General features: G+C 42.1%; 12 protein-coding genes. 5 read left to right on the forward strand and 7 right to left on the reverse strand.

Translation table 11 applies throughout. The features are described from left to right. Positions 1-349 precede the first annotated feature (349 nt). From IMPJCBKJ_RS02435 to map, 3 genes are all read left to right on the forward strand, one after another. Complete coding sequence (locus IMPJCBKJ_RS02435) at positions 350-1,834, forward strand: S41 family peptidase (RefSeq protein ID WP_166338600.1); 1,485 nt, start codon at positions 350-352, stop codon at positions 1,832-1,834. A gap of 72 nt (positions 1,835-1,906) precedes the next feature. Continuing rightward, positions 1,907-2,113 carry a ParD-like family protein gene (locus IMPJCBKJ_RS02440; protein WP_119853080.1) on the forward strand — a complete coding sequence of 69 codons (207 nt, stop codon included), beginning with the start codon at positions 1,907-1,909 and terminating at the stop codon, positions 2,111-2,113. Then, positions 2,106-2,888, forward strand: a complete 783-nt coding sequence (map, locus tag IMPJCBKJ_RS02445) for a type I methionyl aminopeptidase (protein ID WP_138599384.1) — start codon at positions 2,106-2,108, stop codon at positions 2,886-2,888. The genes IMPJCBKJ_RS02440 and map overlap by 8 nt, the downstream gene beginning before the upstream one ends. Before the next feature lie 8 nt (positions 2,889-2,896). Here map and IMPJCBKJ_RS02450 read toward each other — a convergent pair whose 3' ends face one another. The 3 genes from IMPJCBKJ_RS02450 to IMPJCBKJ_RS02460 form a co-directional block, all read right to left on the reverse strand. After that, positions 2,897-3,358: a hypothetical protein gene (locus IMPJCBKJ_RS02450; RefSeq protein ID WP_054553999.1), complete on the reverse strand. Its 462-nt coding sequence runs from the start codon at positions 3,356-3,358 to the stop codon at positions 2,897-2,899. A gap of 110 nt (positions 3,359-3,468) precedes the next feature. After that, a complete protein-coding gene (locus IMPJCBKJ_RS02455; RefSeq protein ID WP_235373687.1) occupies positions 3,469-4,638 on the reverse strand; it encodes a BamA/TamA family outer membrane protein in 1,170 nt (389 codons plus the stop codon). Positions 4,639-4,680: 42 nt separating this feature from the next. Further along, entirely contained in the window at positions 4,681-5,472 is a 792-nt protein-coding gene (locus tag IMPJCBKJ_RS02460) for a hypothetical protein (protein ID WP_138599386.1), read from the reverse strand. 335 nt (positions 5,473-5,807) lie between these two features. Between IMPJCBKJ_RS02460 and IMPJCBKJ_RS02465 the strand changes: the two genes are divergently transcribed. Then, entirely contained in the window at positions 5,808-7,304 is a 1,497-nt protein-coding gene (locus tag IMPJCBKJ_RS02465; RefSeq protein WP_054553996.1) for an arylsulfatase, read from the forward strand. 40 nt (positions 7,305-7,344) lie between these two features. Here the strand turns inward: IMPJCBKJ_RS02465 and IMPJCBKJ_RS02470 are convergent, their stop codons facing one another. The 4 genes from IMPJCBKJ_RS02470 to IMPJCBKJ_RS02485 form a co-directional block, all read right to left on the reverse strand. Further along, positions 7,345-9,585, reverse strand: coding sequence for a tetratricopeptide repeat protein (locus IMPJCBKJ_RS02470; protein ID WP_166338680.1), 2,241 nt, complete (start codon positions 9,583-9,585; stop codon positions 7,345-7,347). Positions 9,586-9,711: 126 nt separating this feature from the next. Beyond that, entirely contained in the window at positions 9,712-10,938 is a 1,227-nt protein-coding gene (locus IMPJCBKJ_RS02475; RefSeq protein WP_082389304.1) for a threonine/serine exporter family protein, read from the reverse strand. A gap of 149 nt (positions 10,939-11,087) precedes the next feature. After that, a complete protein-coding gene (locus IMPJCBKJ_RS02480) occupies positions 11,088-12,308 on the reverse strand; it encodes a glycosyltransferase (protein ID WP_166338602.1) in 1,221 nt (406 codons plus the stop codon). After that, positions 12,305-13,312 (reverse strand): LacI family DNA-binding transcriptional regulator, encoded by a 1,008-nt coding sequence (locus IMPJCBKJ_RS02485; RefSeq protein WP_054553993.1) that lies wholly within the window; start codon positions 13,310-13,312, stop codon positions 12,305-12,307. The genes IMPJCBKJ_RS02480 and IMPJCBKJ_RS02485 overlap by 4 nt, the downstream gene beginning before the upstream one ends. Before the next feature lie 162 nt (positions 13,313-13,474). Between IMPJCBKJ_RS02485 and IMPJCBKJ_RS02490 the strand changes: the two genes are divergently transcribed. Next, complete coding sequence (locus IMPJCBKJ_RS02490; protein ID WP_166338604.1) at positions 13,475-15,928, forward strand: prolyl oligopeptidase family serine peptidase; 2,454 nt, start codon at positions 13,475-13,477, stop codon at positions 15,926-15,928. Positions 15,929-16,006 lie beyond the last annotated feature (78 nt).

The following is a 16,006-nucleotide window of genomic DNA, read 5'->3' on the forward strand; positions in this document are numbered from 1 at the left end:
AAAAAGCTTAGAGAACACACAAACTAAGCTTTTGACAACAATTTGGTTGAGTCACCACGTATGCAGTGACTCGGTATATAAAAAAGCCCAGAGAACACACAAGCTAGACTTTTTGTGACAACAATTCGGTTAGCGCAAACACGCTCAATGGTGTGAAGCTGTTTAGCTTAAAAGCGCTGATGAGTTAACTTTAGAGTAATCCTTCTAATTCGACAAACGATTAAAATAAACCTGATAGATGAATTTTTTTAATCTATTAGCATGTGAAGTACTTTTTATTGCCACAACAATGCCTTAGTGATTAAATAGGGTGTTTTTTAAACATAATAATTATTTAAAATGGATTTTTATGAAACGTTTGACGCTTTACTTATCACTCATCTTTACAGCTCTAAACTTTAGCCCTTTTGGTGTTAATCTATGTCGCGCCGATGAGGGGCGTACAGTCACTCACTCTGAAATTAATTGGTCTGAACTTGCTATAAAAGATGTTGAAGCGGCTTATCAATTATCGGTTATCAATCACCCAGGGATGCATGATGCACGTAACCCTGGTTTTGCTAAACAGCTTGAAAAAGCAAAGCAAGAAGGCTTAAAGCTGGCTGTAAAAGCGCATAGTTCACAAGGTTTTGCTGCGGCTATTGCACGTTTTAGAACTGTACTACAAGATGGTCATGCGGGAGCGATTGATACCTTACCAAGTGAATTAAAACCACAAAGAAGTTGGCCGGGCTTTTCAACTGTATGGCGCGGTAATGCGTTAAAAGTGTATTACAGCGAATTAGATACAGTTGCCAAGGGCGATAAGCTCGTAAGCTGTGATAATACAGCAATTAATACTTTGCTCGTTGAACGTGTTTTTCGCTATTACGGCGAAGTTGAGCAACCTGGTAGTTGGTGGAATCATGGCTGGCGACTAACTATTGATGACGGAAACCCGTTTTTATCGCCACTTGAAAGCTGCACATTTGAAAAAGCCAACGGCTCTGTTTACAGCTTAAAGTTAAATTGGCGCATTAGGCCTGATGATGTCAGTGGTAAACTTAAACATGCTTACAACGGCGACAAGTTACCAATTGCGCTTAATTGGCCTTTAAAGGATATTGCGTGGATCAGTATGCCAACGTATGCACCCAATGAGCAGCAGCAAGCAGATTACCAAACGATGCTGAGCGCCATTGAACAGCAACATGATAAGTTAATGCAAGCTAAAGCTGTGGTGCTTGATCTTCGCCATAATCAAGGTGGCTCATCGATGTGGAGTGAGCAAATAGCCTCAGCACTTTGGGGTAGTGAACAGTTTAAATATGGCCGCTATGAGTTAGACAAAAATACCCAAGTGTGGTGGCGTGCTTCTAAAGGCAATACTGACTATTTTGGCGATGTAGTCGCAAGCTATGATAAAGCTAGCCCTTGGTATCAATGGTTAAAGACGACTCACGAAAGTATGCAGGCGGCTTATGAAAAAGGTGAACATTTTTATGTTGAGATACCTGCAGCAGAGCAGCCAGCATTGCCAAAAAACGCCAGCAAGTTTACTACACCGGTTTATGTGATTGTGCCAGGGCAATGTGCCAGCGCCTGTTTAGACGCACTTGATAGTTTTAAATTATTTGCAAACACACAGTTAGTTGGCGCACCAAGTAGTACCGATTCTACCTATATGGAAGTGAGGCTCGAAACCCTACCTTCAGGTTTTGCTAAAGTCATTTTGCCGATAAAGGTCTATGTGAACAGACCCCGAGAAAAAGGCTTTTATTATCAACCTGATATTCAATTCAATGAACTTGAATGGACAACGCAAGCGCTTGTTAAAATGATTGCTGAGTTGTAATTAAGCAAGTTCTTCTTGCTTTTTTATATTATATGAATACGATCTATATACGTTTCATATATAGGTCGCATGATGGGTATTGTTAAAATAAGCGATGAGCTACACGAAGAAATCCGTAAAGCAAGCACAGCGATGGTACGCTCAATCAACTCACAATCTGAGTATTGGATTAAAATAGGGATGCTTGCAGAGCTTAACCCCACCATGACTTACAGCGATATTATCAAAGAGCAACTTCGTCAAGCTGATGTGAAGGCTAAGGATGTGAGTGATGAGTAAAGTTGTAATTAAAAATGCAGACGAAATTGCTTTGATGCGAGAGTCTGGTCGATTACTTGCTGATGTATTTGCTTATCTCGACCCTTTTGTAAAAGAGGGAGTGACTACAATGGAAATAAACGATCTCGTTGAGCGCTACATTGTTGAGCAGTTACAAGCAAGGCCATCAAGTAAAGGGCAGTACGGCTACCCTTATGTACTAAATGCCTCTGTGAACGAGGTGGTATGTCATGGTTTTCCAAGCGAGAAGGGTATTTTAAAAGCAGGCGATATTGTGAATATTGATATCACTCTTGAGAAAAATGGCTATTTAGCTGACTCGAGCAAAATGTACTTAATTGGAGATGTATCGCCTTTAGCAAAGCGTTTGGTAGATAGTACCCAGCAAGCCCTGTGGCACGCGATTAAAATGGTAAAACCAGGCGTGAGGCTGGGGGATATTGGTAATGCGATTGCAAACTTTGCTCATCAACATGGTTATAGTGTGGTTAAAGAATACTGTGGTCATGGTATCGGCCAGCAAATGCACGAAGAGCCACAGGTATTACATTATGGCAAGAAAAATACCGGGCTGGTATTAAAAGAGGGGATGACCTTTACAATTGAGCCAATGATCAATCAAGGGGCTGCTAAAGTAAAAACCAAGCCTGATGGTTGGACTGTGGTTACAAGAGATAAAAAGCTTTCTGCGCAATGGGAGCACACTTTAGCAGTAACGGCTGAGGGAGTTGAAGTGTTGACCTTACGCGAAGAAGAGCAACACTTTTTAAATTAAATAGTGTGTTAACAGGCTAATTCAGCAACGGGCTCTTCTGCTAACCAGTTAAGGGCCGCTGTTTTTGACTTAAATACATTCATTATCAAGCCTGCTCGTTTATACAAATTGCAGTAGGTATCACTCAGCAAGCTACCGCCTTCAAGCCCATCTTTTATGACTAAGGCTGTTTTGGCTGGTGCAATGCCCTTACGCTTGAGTTCAACAAAATACACCATTAACTTTTCAAGTGCATCAGGGGTTGCCATACACGAATTTTTAAATTCAACTAATTCAAACCACTGGCCGTAATCAGCGTTGAGCTTATTGATGTAATCCTTTTGCATAAAAGAGTGCGCGTCAATAATCTCTTCATTGAAAGGACCTGTTGCGGTTGTTAAAAGTGTATTTTCACGTTGATAAAACTCAACAAGGCCGTGAGGTTTAAAGTTTTTGAATGGATAATGGTTTGTTGATACTTTTTTATGCATCCGTTCAATCCCTGAATATTTATTGAGCTTTTGATAATAGCAGTGAAATCAACGAATTCAATCTTTTGGTTTGGATTTTATTGAAAACTAGTGAAAAAGCACTGGTTTTGCTACCAGGTAGAACCTGCTTGAATGTATATAGCATTTTGTTCAGGACCATGGGCTACATCTAAACCAATGCTGATACCGTAATGTTCATCAATCAAATAGCGAAACCCTGCACCCACAGTATCAATGGTTTCAGCCTTTGATAAGTCAGAAAAGCTATCGGCTGCCCAGCCCATACCAGTAAACACATTGAGTTTTATTTTATGTGTGACTTTATAGCTTGCTTCAGCTTCAGTAACAAATACATCTAGGCCTTGATAACGCGTTGCTGACACCCCACGCAAGCTAATACTTGGCGGAATGTAAACCGGTAAGCGTTTCTCACCTCGATTATTAACCGAGTCATACTGCATGCGTAAAGCAAAATTAAACTTATCGGTGTAACGCCAATAGTTTAAGGCGGTTAGCTTTAGACTGGTGTAATCAACCTTACTGCCAATAGCCTCATCAAAATATAAATATTCGGCCTTGTAATTAAAGCCACGTTCAGGGTTAAGCGGGTTATCTCGGCTATCGTATTCCAGTAGCGGACCGATACCTGACGTATTTACATCAAGTGAAAGGTGCTCCTTGATAATGTCGTTTTCAAGTAAAAAATCTTCGATAGGGTTATCGGCTAAGCTAATATCAACTTGGCGATAAATCTGTTTAAAACCGTAAAAGAAGTTACTATCTTCATAGCGTAACTTAAGATTTTGGAACACAGCAGGACCTTCAATATTTAACGATAATGGCGTGAGAAGCTTTATTTCATCGAAGGTATAAAAATCAAGATTGATACTCGCCCAGCCAACAATCCCTTGATAGCGAATTCGGTCTTCATCCCAAAACGTAATGTGGCCAACAGCGCCGCCTTTGGTGCCATTTTTAGTGCCCATAAGGCCCACTAAACTGATACTTTGTGGCAGGGTAGAGCCCTCTTTTTTCTTCTTTTTAGCCTTCTTCTCGTTGTCATGAAAAAAAAGGCCTACAACACCAAGGCCAGGCCCTACAGCTGGCTCTGTAATAAACGTCGGGATGGGCAAAAATGAAATAGGTTCATCAACTTTTTGTTGTTGATTGCTTAATTGTTGCTCGGCAGGTTTTATTGCATATTCATCGTAACTTGATGCAAAGCTTTCAGTGCTTAGTAAACTTACCGCCAACATATTTATTAGTACTACTTTTTTCACTTAATCCCTTACCCTGTAGTTTATTTTTCTTCAAATCTCAATTTATAGTTGATAATTAAACTCGAGACGGTGGTCGCCATCCACAAAGTCAACGTTTTCATTCCAATTTGCAAAATAGCGGAGATTCATTCGCGGGTTTATTTGGTAACTTGCGGCAAATTCATGAGTTAAAATATGGCTTTGGTTCAACCCATAGTAATGGTCTTTGTAGTTATCACTACCGCCGATAGTGGTTAGCCAAAATGGATTGTAGTTAAGCCATATTTTATCGTTAATTGTCACTTTAGCGTACATACCCACTAAACCATAAGCACCCATAATGGAATAACCACTGTCACGACTGCCGTCATCTTCTAGGGTATTTTCACCAAGCGATGCACCCACACCAGCTAACGGATAGAACGTGAAACGTCCCATAGGTTTTAAAGCTTTAATAAAGCTGTACGAAACATCCATACTTTCGTCAGCAACAAGATTGGCATTAAGGTTATAGTTAGCATCAATTTGCGTTGCACTCATAGAGCTCAAATCAACAGAGAAGTTTCGAAAGCGAAACGAGTCGATAGAATCTGTTGTTTTGCTGTCGCTTTCCCAGCCTAGTGCATCGCCATATATGCCTTTTACTTCAATAACATTCATTCCGGCAGTTGTTGCGATACCTGTGTCGTATGCTTGGCCTACTTTTAAGTTTAGCCCTTTGTTAGTGGTACCAAAGCCTATTTGAGTATAAACAGCCAGAGGATCTGACATGTCTTGTACTTCTTTTTGATTATCCGCATAACTGGAAAATGAAACCCCAATACTAATTAGTGTGATGAGGTGATATGAAGTCATGTGTTGTCCTTACACAGAGATAAAAAGGCTGTTTCATTAGTTAGTTATAGTCTATTTTTTGTTCTTGTTCAATCCTAATTGAGGGCGAAAATATGGGGATCCAGTAGTTAAAATTTATGGGGTATTAGTTTTTTAGTATAGCTAAAAAGTTCACTAAGTATTTGTTGTTAGGTATTAATTATTAATTTCAAAAGCGGTTTATAGAAAATAGGTGGTTTTATTGATAGAGGCCAATGTATATAAAGGTAAGTGCTAGAATCGACCGTTTTTTCATCTATACTGATGAAAGCTCATTGTGAGTGAAAGGTATTGCTTTAACTAATAAAGGATGATTTATGAAAAAACTAATAGCGGCAGCGATTTGCGGTTTGGTTTCAACGGTAAGCCTTGCAGCTGATAAGCCAAACGTATTGGCCATAATGGTTGATGACGTTGCGCCAATTTCACTCAGTGCATACTCGCACGGTATGACCTACCCAACCCCTAATATTGATCGCATTGCTAACGAAGGTGCATTGTTTACTGATCATTATGCACAACCTAGCTGTACTGCGGGCCGTGCAGCATTTTTAATGGGGCAGTTGCCTGTGCGGACAGGCTTAACCACGGTAGGTCAACCTGGTAACCCTCTTGGTATAAAAGAAGCCGATCCTACCTTAGCCGAATTTTTAAAAGCTCGTGGTTATATGACGGCTCAATATGGTAAAAATCATTTAGGTGATTTAGATGAGCACTTACCAACAAAGCATGGCTTTGATGAATTTTACGGAAATTTGTACCACTTAAATGTGTCTGAAGAACCCGAGCAGGCTGATTACCCTAAAGATCCTAAGTTTGTTAAAAAGTTTGGCCCGCGTGGTGTGATTGAATCTTACGCCAATGGCAAAATCACTGATACTGGCCCACTTACTCGCAAACGTATGGAAACGTTTGATGAAGAAGTGTTAGAGCGCTCACTAAACTTTATGGAACGCGCAGTAAAAGCGAAAAAACCATTCTTTATTTGGCATGCTACAAGTCGTATGCATGTTTACACTCACCTAAAACCTGAAAGCCGAAATTTAGCGACAGGCATTAGTTCTGAAGAAGATATTTTTGGTAGTGGCTTGATGGAGCATGATGGTCATGTTGGCAAGCTACTAGATAAACTTGATGAGCTAAAAATTGCCGATAACACCATTGTTATTTACACCAGCGATAATGGTCCTGAGCAATCAAGCTGGCCTGATGCAGGAACTACTGAGTTCCGTGGTGAAAAAATGACAACCTGGGAAGGGGGCGTGCGCGTGCCTTTCTTGGTACGCTGGCCTGATGAAATACCAAAAGGCTTAAAGCTCAATGGCATTTCATCACATGAAGATGTTTTCCCTACAGTTGCTGCTGCATTAGGTGAAAAGAACTTACGTGAAAAGCTTAAAAAGTCAGACAAAGTGTATATTGATGGTGAAAACAACCTAGCTTATTGGACTGGTAAAGCTGATAAATCTGCACGTAACTATTTCTTTTATTACTATGAGTCACAACTTACGGCGGTACGTTTTGGTCCATGGAAAATGCACTTCGCGACCAAACCAAATGGCTTATATTACGAAGATATGGTAACTCACAGTATGCCTAAATTATTTAATTTACGTAAAGATCCATTAGAACACTATGATGGGGTAACTGGTTTTCATCAAATCATGCGTAAGAGTTGGTTGATGCAGCCGATTATTGCTAAGTTAAATGAACATGTTCAAACCTTTGTTGAATTCCCTCCACGTCAAGAAGCGGCGTCACTTAACGTGAATGAAGCAATCGAAAAAGCAAAATCACTAAACTATGGGCATTAATTATTAACCATAAGTTGAAAAGGGCCGATTAGGCCCTTTTTTAATGATTAATGCTATTCATCATTTCGAGCTGTTTCACAAACTGCTCAACTTGCTGGTTACCCGGTACCAAGCGGGCTAGGTTTCTGGCATAAAACAGCGCTTGGCTGTAGTTCTCTTCTGCCACATACCACTGTGCCAAACTGTAGCTGATATCTGGGTTATTCGGTGTTAAATTAAATGCGCGCTCAAGGGCCGATATGGCTGCGGGCATGTTGCCTAAATCTTGTAATAGCAGGGCGTAGGTAAACTGATAGTTTGCATTTTCTTGTGCAAACTGCGCTGCTTTTTGTAAATGGTTAAGAGCGGTGTTTTTTTGTTTTGCGCGAATAAGGCTCATTGCCAGGGCATAATGTATGTCGGCGCTTTCTAGGTTAACGTCTAAGCCTTGTTTTAAGATGGCTTGCGCTGCTTTTTCATCGCCTTGATTACGGTATAAATCTGCTAAATTGACATAAGCGGGAGCAAAAATAGGCTCAACACTGATTGCTTGCAGGTAATGTGCTTTGGCTTGCTCAGGCTTTTGTAATGTGAGCGCCAAATTGCCTAAATTGGTGTGTGAATAGCCACGCTCTGCTTGGTACTCTTGAATGCATTTGTATTCATCAAGGGCTGCATTTAAACGTTTGCTGTCTTGCTCATTGAGCCCCGTAGGGAAGGGCTGAATTAACATACCTGCAAGTGCTCGTGCAGCTTCGGCTCTGATAGGCAAATTTTCATCATCTAAAAGCGGGTTCAACAGGCGCCAGCGCTGGTTGATATCAAACGGCATCGCCGCCTCAATGGCTGCTTGGCGTTTTAATGGTTCGCTGTCTTTTACTGAGCGAGCAATCGCGACGACAGCATTGTTATCTGGGCTTGCGGCTAAGCGGCTTAATGCTGATGCACGGATAATCTCAGGAAAGCCTTTATCTTGCACGATTTTGGTCAGCATGGTTGATGCATTAGGCAAACGGTTATCGGCGGCATAAAACGCCTCAGAAAAATGCGCAGTGCCAAGGTGCTTTGAATGTGGATGCCAGCCTTTTATTTTAGCAACCGCCCATTGTGGCGTCTTGTCTTCATGGCAGCTATTACAGGCATTTGGGGCATTGGTTTTTAATGTTAAGTCTGGACGAGGTACCCGAAAGCTGTGGTCGCGCCTTGCATCCACTTGCATATAGGTGGTCGCAGGCATATGACAATCAACACATTGGCTACCAGTACTTGCCACTTTATGACCGTGATGTTTTGGCGTGTCGAACACCTCTTGGCTATGACATTGCGTACAGGTTTGATTACCCGGTAGCTTTAATTTACCCGAATGAGGGTTATGGCAGTTACTACATGTTACCCCGGCATTGAACATTTTACTTTGTAAAAATGAACCCCAAACATAGTCTTCGTCCCACACTTGACCATCAACGTGATAAAGCTCTGGAGTGAGTAATGAGCCTTGAAAGTGTTGTAAAAAGCTATGTGGGTCTTTGCGGTCATCAAGCTGTGAGCGGCGAGCATGGCATGTTGCACACACTTGCACTTGCTCGCTTTTTACCAGAGGCTGCACGCTTTGCATACTGCCATCGATTTCTTGGGTAAACAGCGGGGTTTGCTTTTTAATATTATGCGTAAAGCCCTTATCAGCAATACTACTATCGCCATCAGCCCATTTTAAATGCGCTTGTGTGTCGCCATGACACGCTTTACAGCTCACGTTAATGCTTGAATAAGTTGAATCAAAGCTATTCGTTTTAAGGTCAAATTGCTTTTTGAAATCAGTTGAGTGGCAATCGGCACACATATGATTCCAGTTTTGGCCTTTTTGCGACCAATGAAAAAGTTCGTGTTGTTTCTGCTCAGGATGCAGTACAAACCAGCGCTGACCGCCTTCTGTTTTACTGCGTGAGTCCCACGCAAATGGAAACAGTTGTATGTGGCCTTTGCCCATATCAAACATGTATTGCTGCAATGGCTCATAGCCAAATGTGTATAAAACAGGGTAGTCAGTCAACTTGCCATCAAGGTTTGGCATGCTTATAAAAAGTTGTTGGTCTTTTTGAAAAAAGCGCGCTTGCTGGCCTTGATAGTCGAGGGTTTGTTCGTTGAAATTGCCAAGCACTGAAGCGGGAGTGGCTTTTTCCATAGCATGAAAATGATGGGATGTTTGCCAGTCTGCAACTTGGCTTTGATGACAGTTAGCACACTGGGACTCTGCAAACACACTAAATGCGAAAAAGCTACATAACAGCCAAGCCAATCTCATCACAGAATAAATCCTTTTTATTTTTACCACATGCACTTATGAGTTATATCAGTTTGTTACTGATAAGCAAAGTCGGCTTGTTAAAACGAGGATATAAAAAAGCCCGAGAAGCTCGGGCTTAGTAAGTTATAGACTTTTCTTCGGTGGCAGCGCAACGTTAGCGAAGATAAGCCCCGCCACTAATGACATAAATATCAAGAAGGTTTGTTGGCCTATATGCTCCGCATAAACGAAATCTTGACCTTCAATTAATGAATTCAAACCGATATAGGTTTTACTTCCAGGTACTAAAACAATTAAACCTTGCATGGCTACAATAGAGGCGGGTGCATTTGCAACACGGTTAAACAAGTTACTGAATACCCCGACAGATAAAGCACCAACAAATGTACCTAATGTGTAGTCTAGGTACATAGCGGAACCAATACTTGTGCCATACGCGATAAAGCCAGAAGCGATTGACCAAACTGCATGCTTTAATTTTGTTCTAAAAATAACGATTAGGCTGCTACATAACATGAAGATAGCAAGCCAGGCTGTCCACTTTGGTAATGGTTCCGGTTGCACAAAATCACTTTGTCCAAAAATAGCAAAACCAATACCGATACCAATAAAAGCACCAAAATACAGTTTAAACAGCAGCATGAATGAGTCCATCACCCGAGCTGTACCAGATACTAAATGCCTTGCCGCTAACTCTGCTAAACCGAGGGCTAATGCTAAGCCGGGTATAAATACAATGATGGCTGAAAGTACCACCAGTCGTATGTTTATTTGGGCATCAAGGTATACGCTTACAGCGCAGGCAATCATCGCAGAAACAATGGCAACTAATGGTTCAAGCATATGCGCAACACGCTTAGAGCGTGTTGACCAAAGTACAAATAAATACACCACTAAGGTGATCAGTGCTGACCAAAATACATCATTCCAGCTAGTCCCCATCAACATGGCAAATGCCCCACCTGAGGTCGCAAATGCAACGCCAGTCATAAATTTATTATATGGGTTTGGCATGGTGTAAATAATATCGAGCTGTTTATCGACTTCTTGTAGCGTCAGCTCGCCATTAAGCATTTTGTTTACTAAGTCATCGGTATCTGCCAGCGAGCCTAAGTCATGATCGCCCGGATCAACACGCGCCACATGGGTATACTCTTCTTCGTGACCATCTGTCCAGATCACAAAAGTCACGGATGTTGGCGACATAACAAAAGATGATTTTAAACCGAGGTAAGTCGCAACTTCCATTAAGTGCGCTTCTAGTCGGTATGCAGGTGTACCGTATTTATGAAGCATTTTGCCAAGCTTCACGATAAATTTTCGTTTTTCAGTAAACGTTGCGGTTTTCAAAGGCGTTTTGAACCAAAGGTTAAATTGTTCAGTTAAGGATAGACCAAAATTCAATAAGATATAGTCTAATAGCTAGACTATATCGCTTAAATTGACCAGCGCGATTTTAGCGACAAAAGCCGCTATGTCTAGTGTTATTTACGGCAAAATTACTTATTTTTTGCTTCAATCCACTGCGCCATGTACTGGGTCGAACGCATGGTGTGATGTTTAAGCATTTGGCCGGTAAAATTTAGCTCTCTATGCTGTGCTAATGACTCACTAATGGTGGTGATTTTAGCGATTAACTGCGACTGAAGTTTTGATTTATCATAATATTTTTGCAATAACTGCTGGCCATTTTGCTGTGCCTCATTAAATAACGCTTCATCTTGATAAAGTGCTACTGCAGCACCTGCAAATTGCTGTGCATCTTCACAGATTGCGCCTGACCATGGCTCATCTTGATGCATGCCTTCACTACCAATAGGGGTTGTTACGCTCGGCGTTTGCATGATCATCGCTTCGAGTAACTTACCCTTAATACCAGCCCCAAAACGCAGTGGCGATAAACATACTCGGGCATCTTCCATAACTTGATAAGCATCATCTGCCCAGCCTTTGATTAAGAAGCCGGTTTTTGGATTGTTAAGCGCTGTCGCCTTAGGCGGTGGGTAAGAGCCATAAATATGGAGTTCAGCATCGGGTAATTGTTTGCGGATCAGCGGCCAAATCTGTTGCAAGTACAACACTGCATCCCAGTTTGGCGCATGACGAAAATTACCTATGGTCATAAAGTGCTTACGCTCAGCAAATGCTTTGGTGCTGGTAGGAATATGCTGTAAATCAACCAAAAATGGTAAATGGTGAAGTAGGGCGCTATCAACTTTGAAAACGTCATTGAGTAGCTGCATCTCGTAATGCGAGATAATTAAGCTGATATCTGAGCGTAAAATTGCCGCGATTTCTCGCTTTGCAATATCGCTGTGTAAATCACTATGGCTGAATTCTCGGCCTGCTTTATGAGCTTCGTGACGGGCATTTCTTAGGCACTGTAAATCTTCGGTATCAAGAATTTTAAGTGCGTTAGGGCAGTATTTATCGACTCGCCAACCGAACTGTTCTTCCATCATAAAGCGATCAAACATCACAATATCAGGGTTATACGCTTGCACGTACTCATCAAAGCTTGAGCAGTTTAATGCAATGACCTGTGTGGTAATGCCATCTTCGCTGAGATCCACCATGTGTTCGGTTTTTTGCGCTGGGCTTGCAAATTCAACTTGCCAGTTTTCTGCACGAAAGGCGCGCAAGAGTGACATCATGTGGGTGCCGGCTGCCGACGAATTAGGCTCAGGCCATACATAACCGATCACTAACACTTTTTTCATTGACTTGAATCTCGTATTTTTAAGTTAACATCCACCAAGGTGCGAACGGGTGGCGTTGATTTATCTAATAGTTCTTTTAACACCTGGCAGGTGCGTTTACCGATTTCATCGGCATTAATGGCGATGGTTGAAAGAGAGGGCAGCATTAAGCGTGAATCTTCTAGGTCATCAAAGCCAATAACTTTAATGTCTTTACCCGGCTCAAGGCCGTGTTGGCGCATAGCTTCAATCGCGCCGTAAGCAATCACATCATTAAAACAGACAATGGCCTTGGTATTTGGCGCTTGTTTTATAAGGGTATTAAAGGCTTCTCGGCCACCTTGGCGGTTTGTCGGCGCTTGAATAACGGGTTTTTCGTCAGTGATATTAAATTGCTCAAGCGCAGCTAAAAAACCACTTAAACGTTCATGGTAGTCAGATATTTCTGCCGTGCCGCCTAAAAATGCAACTTCTTCTATGCCTTGCGATAAAATATGGCTAGTCGAAATATGTGTGCCTTTTTTGTTATCAGGCAAAATACACGGCGCAGCTGAAAACGGAATTTCACGCATGATATTAATAACCGGAAAACCACTATTTATTAAATCATCTTGCCACTGCTGCTCTGTCCCCGGTGCTGGACACATAATAAACGCCGATACGTTGTATTCTTTTAGGGTTTTCACCACTTGAGTTTGCCTTTCGACACACTCTGCAATATTCACCAGCATTGGCAGCATGCCAAGCTCAAAGATGTGTTTTTCGAGACCAACAGCAAGCTGAGCTGAATACGGGTTGGTTAAGTCATTTATAACCAACGCGACTAGGTTTGATCGCTTGCTGCGTAGGGCTGCAGCATCGCGGTTATACACATAGCCAAGCTTATCAATGGCAGCCAGTACTTTTTCTTTACTTTTTTTACTGACCTTATCACTGTTGGTAAGGACCAAAGACACGGTTGACTTTGAAACCTGTGCTTGTTCAGCCACATCCCAAATTGTGACTTTGCCTGTCGATTTTTTCATTTTTATTAGCAAAAAGTGGCGAATAGAGTGCTCTTATTTTAGCGTAATTTAGCTGTTTAAGTCACTGATTGGCTGCCAAAAGGGTCGAAACTCTTTATGAAATGCTACAAACATGTTCTACTTGTTTACAGAATCGAAAATAAAAACGAAAAAGGAACGAACATGAAAGCATTTAAACTGCTTTTTGCGCTAGTCATTGGCGCAGCTGTTTGCACACCCAGTTTTGCTAATCAAGGTTATCAAACTCCATCGCCCGCACTGGCTGCTGTGGTTGACGCTAAGCTTGCACCGAGTAGTTATTTATCGAATGATGGCCAGTGGCTGGCGTTATTTGATAGAAAACGCATCGATACCTTACAAGACTTAGCCAAAGAAGAGTTGAAACTTGCGGGTATTAAGCTTAATCCTGCTAATTTTTCGCGCTCACGAGTGCGTAATAAATTTACATCTTTAGTGCTTAAGCATGTTGAAACAGGCTCTGAAATTGTTGTATCTGGTTTGCCAAATGGCATTTTACGCTCACCAAGTTGGTCAAGCGACAGTCAATATTTGGCATTTGTGGTAGAGCAAGCATCGAGTGCTAACCTATGGGTCTATAATGTAAGTACTAAGCAAGCCCGCCAGTTAAGTGATACGCCTCTTAATTCTGTGCTAACGCGCACGCCTTATACGTGGTTGCCAGATAGCAGCGCTATTGTCGCAAATGCAGCGGTCAATATTGGTAAAGCACGTATCAGCAATGACAGCTCGCAGGTTGTGCCTGTTATTCAGCAAAGTAGTGGTGAAAAAGCGCCTGCGCGTACTTATCAAAACCTGCTAACTAGCCCATACGATGAAGCACAATTTAAGTTCTTTGCCCAAAGCCAGCTGACTTATATTCCGCTCAGTGGTCAAGGCCAACCGATTGGTCAACCGGGCTTAATTAAATCGTTTTCGGTCTCGCCTGATTCAACCAATATTTTGGTTGGCATGATTGATGAGCCTTTTTCGTATCAAGTACCTTACAGCCGATTTGCTGCGACTTGGCAAATTTGGGGCATGCGTGGCTATACGTTAGCAGAGCTTGCGAAGCAGCCTTTAGCAGATAACATTCCACAAGGTTATGACAGTGTGCGTACTGGTCGCCGCGAATTTCAATGGCGAGCAGATCAAGGCGCTGAAGTAATTTGGGCAGAAGCACAAGACGGCGGTGATATGAAAACCGACGTGCCTTATCACGATCACCTTTATAGCCTAAGAGCACCTTTTAAACGTGATGCGAAGTTATTTGCGAAAGTTGAACGCCGTTTTGATTCAATAACTTGGGGCAACGGTAATGTTGCTCTGTTATCTGAATGGCGCTTTAGCGACCGACAAGTTCGCACATTTGTTATTCAACCGCGTAATGCAGATAAAAACCGCGTGCTTTTTTCTGAGCGCAGCTATAACGATGCCTACAAAAACCCAGGTTACCCAATTTATGAAAAAAATGATTTAGGTGCTGACGTATTAAAAGTCGTTGGAGGGCGTTATCTTTTCTTACGCGGTAACGGTGCCTCTGAACAAGGTAATATTCCGTTTTTAGACCGATATGATGTAAAAACCAATACCACAACACGTGTTTGGCAATCAGAAGCACCATACTATGAGCGTGTGCGTGCAATGCTTGATGATGAAGGCGAGCGTTTAATTACGATTCGCGAATCTAAAACTGAGCAACCTAACTTTTTTATTCGCGACCTAGACGATAAAACCCTGACTCAACTTACGACTTTTGAGCACCCTTACCCAGAATTTAAAGGGGTGACTAAAGAGCTAATTCGATACAAGCGTGATGATGGCGTTGAGCTTAGTGGTACGCTTTATTTACCGCCTGGTTATGATTCAACTCAAGGCCCGTTACCGGTTCTAATGTGGGCTTATCCGCTTGAATATAAAGATAAAGCCGTTGCGTCACAAATGCGCGAGTCGCCTTATGAGTTTACTTATATCGGTTATTGGGGGCCAATGCCTTATCTTGCAAAAGGTATTGCCGTATTTGACGACCCGAAAATGCCAATTGTGGGTGTTGATGGTAAAGAGCCAAACGACTTATTCCGTAAGCAGCTGGTGGCAAGTGCTAAGGCTGCGGTAGATGTACTTGTTGAAAAAGGTGTGGCAGATAAAGATAACATTGCCGTTGCTGGTCACTCTTATGGTGCCTTTATGGTGGCGAATTTATTAGCGCACAGCGATTTATTTAAAACCGGTATTGCCCGCAGTGGTGCTTACAACCGCACCCTAACGCCATTTGGTTTCCAAGGTGAAGAGCGTGACTTTTGGCAAGCGCAAGATGTGTACGCGGCGATGTCACCGTTTTTCCATGCTGAGAAAATCAATGAGCCTATGCTGATGATCCACGGTCAAGAAGATCCAAACTCGGGTACCTTCCCAATGCAAAGTGAGCGTATGTACGCTGCATTAAAAGGCCTAGGTAAAGAAGCCCGCTTAGTGATGTTACCTTATGAGGCGCATGGCTATCGCGCTCGTAAGAGCTTGCTGCATGTACTTTGGGAGCAAGAGCAGTGGTTAGAAAAATACTTATTAAGTGACGAAAAACCCGCAGAGCCAGTTGCCGCTGACGGTGTCATTCAGTAGTTAGTTAAATGGTTATATTAGGAATCCCCGCCCATAAAGCGGGGATTTTTGTATTGCCTATTTGCATATTCTTATTCG

Source organism: Pseudoalteromonas sp. MB47 (assembly GCF_011319765.1).
GTDB classification, from domain to species: Bacteria; Pseudomonadota; Gammaproteobacteria; order Enterobacterales; family Alteromonadaceae; genus Pseudoalteromonas; species Pseudoalteromonas simplex.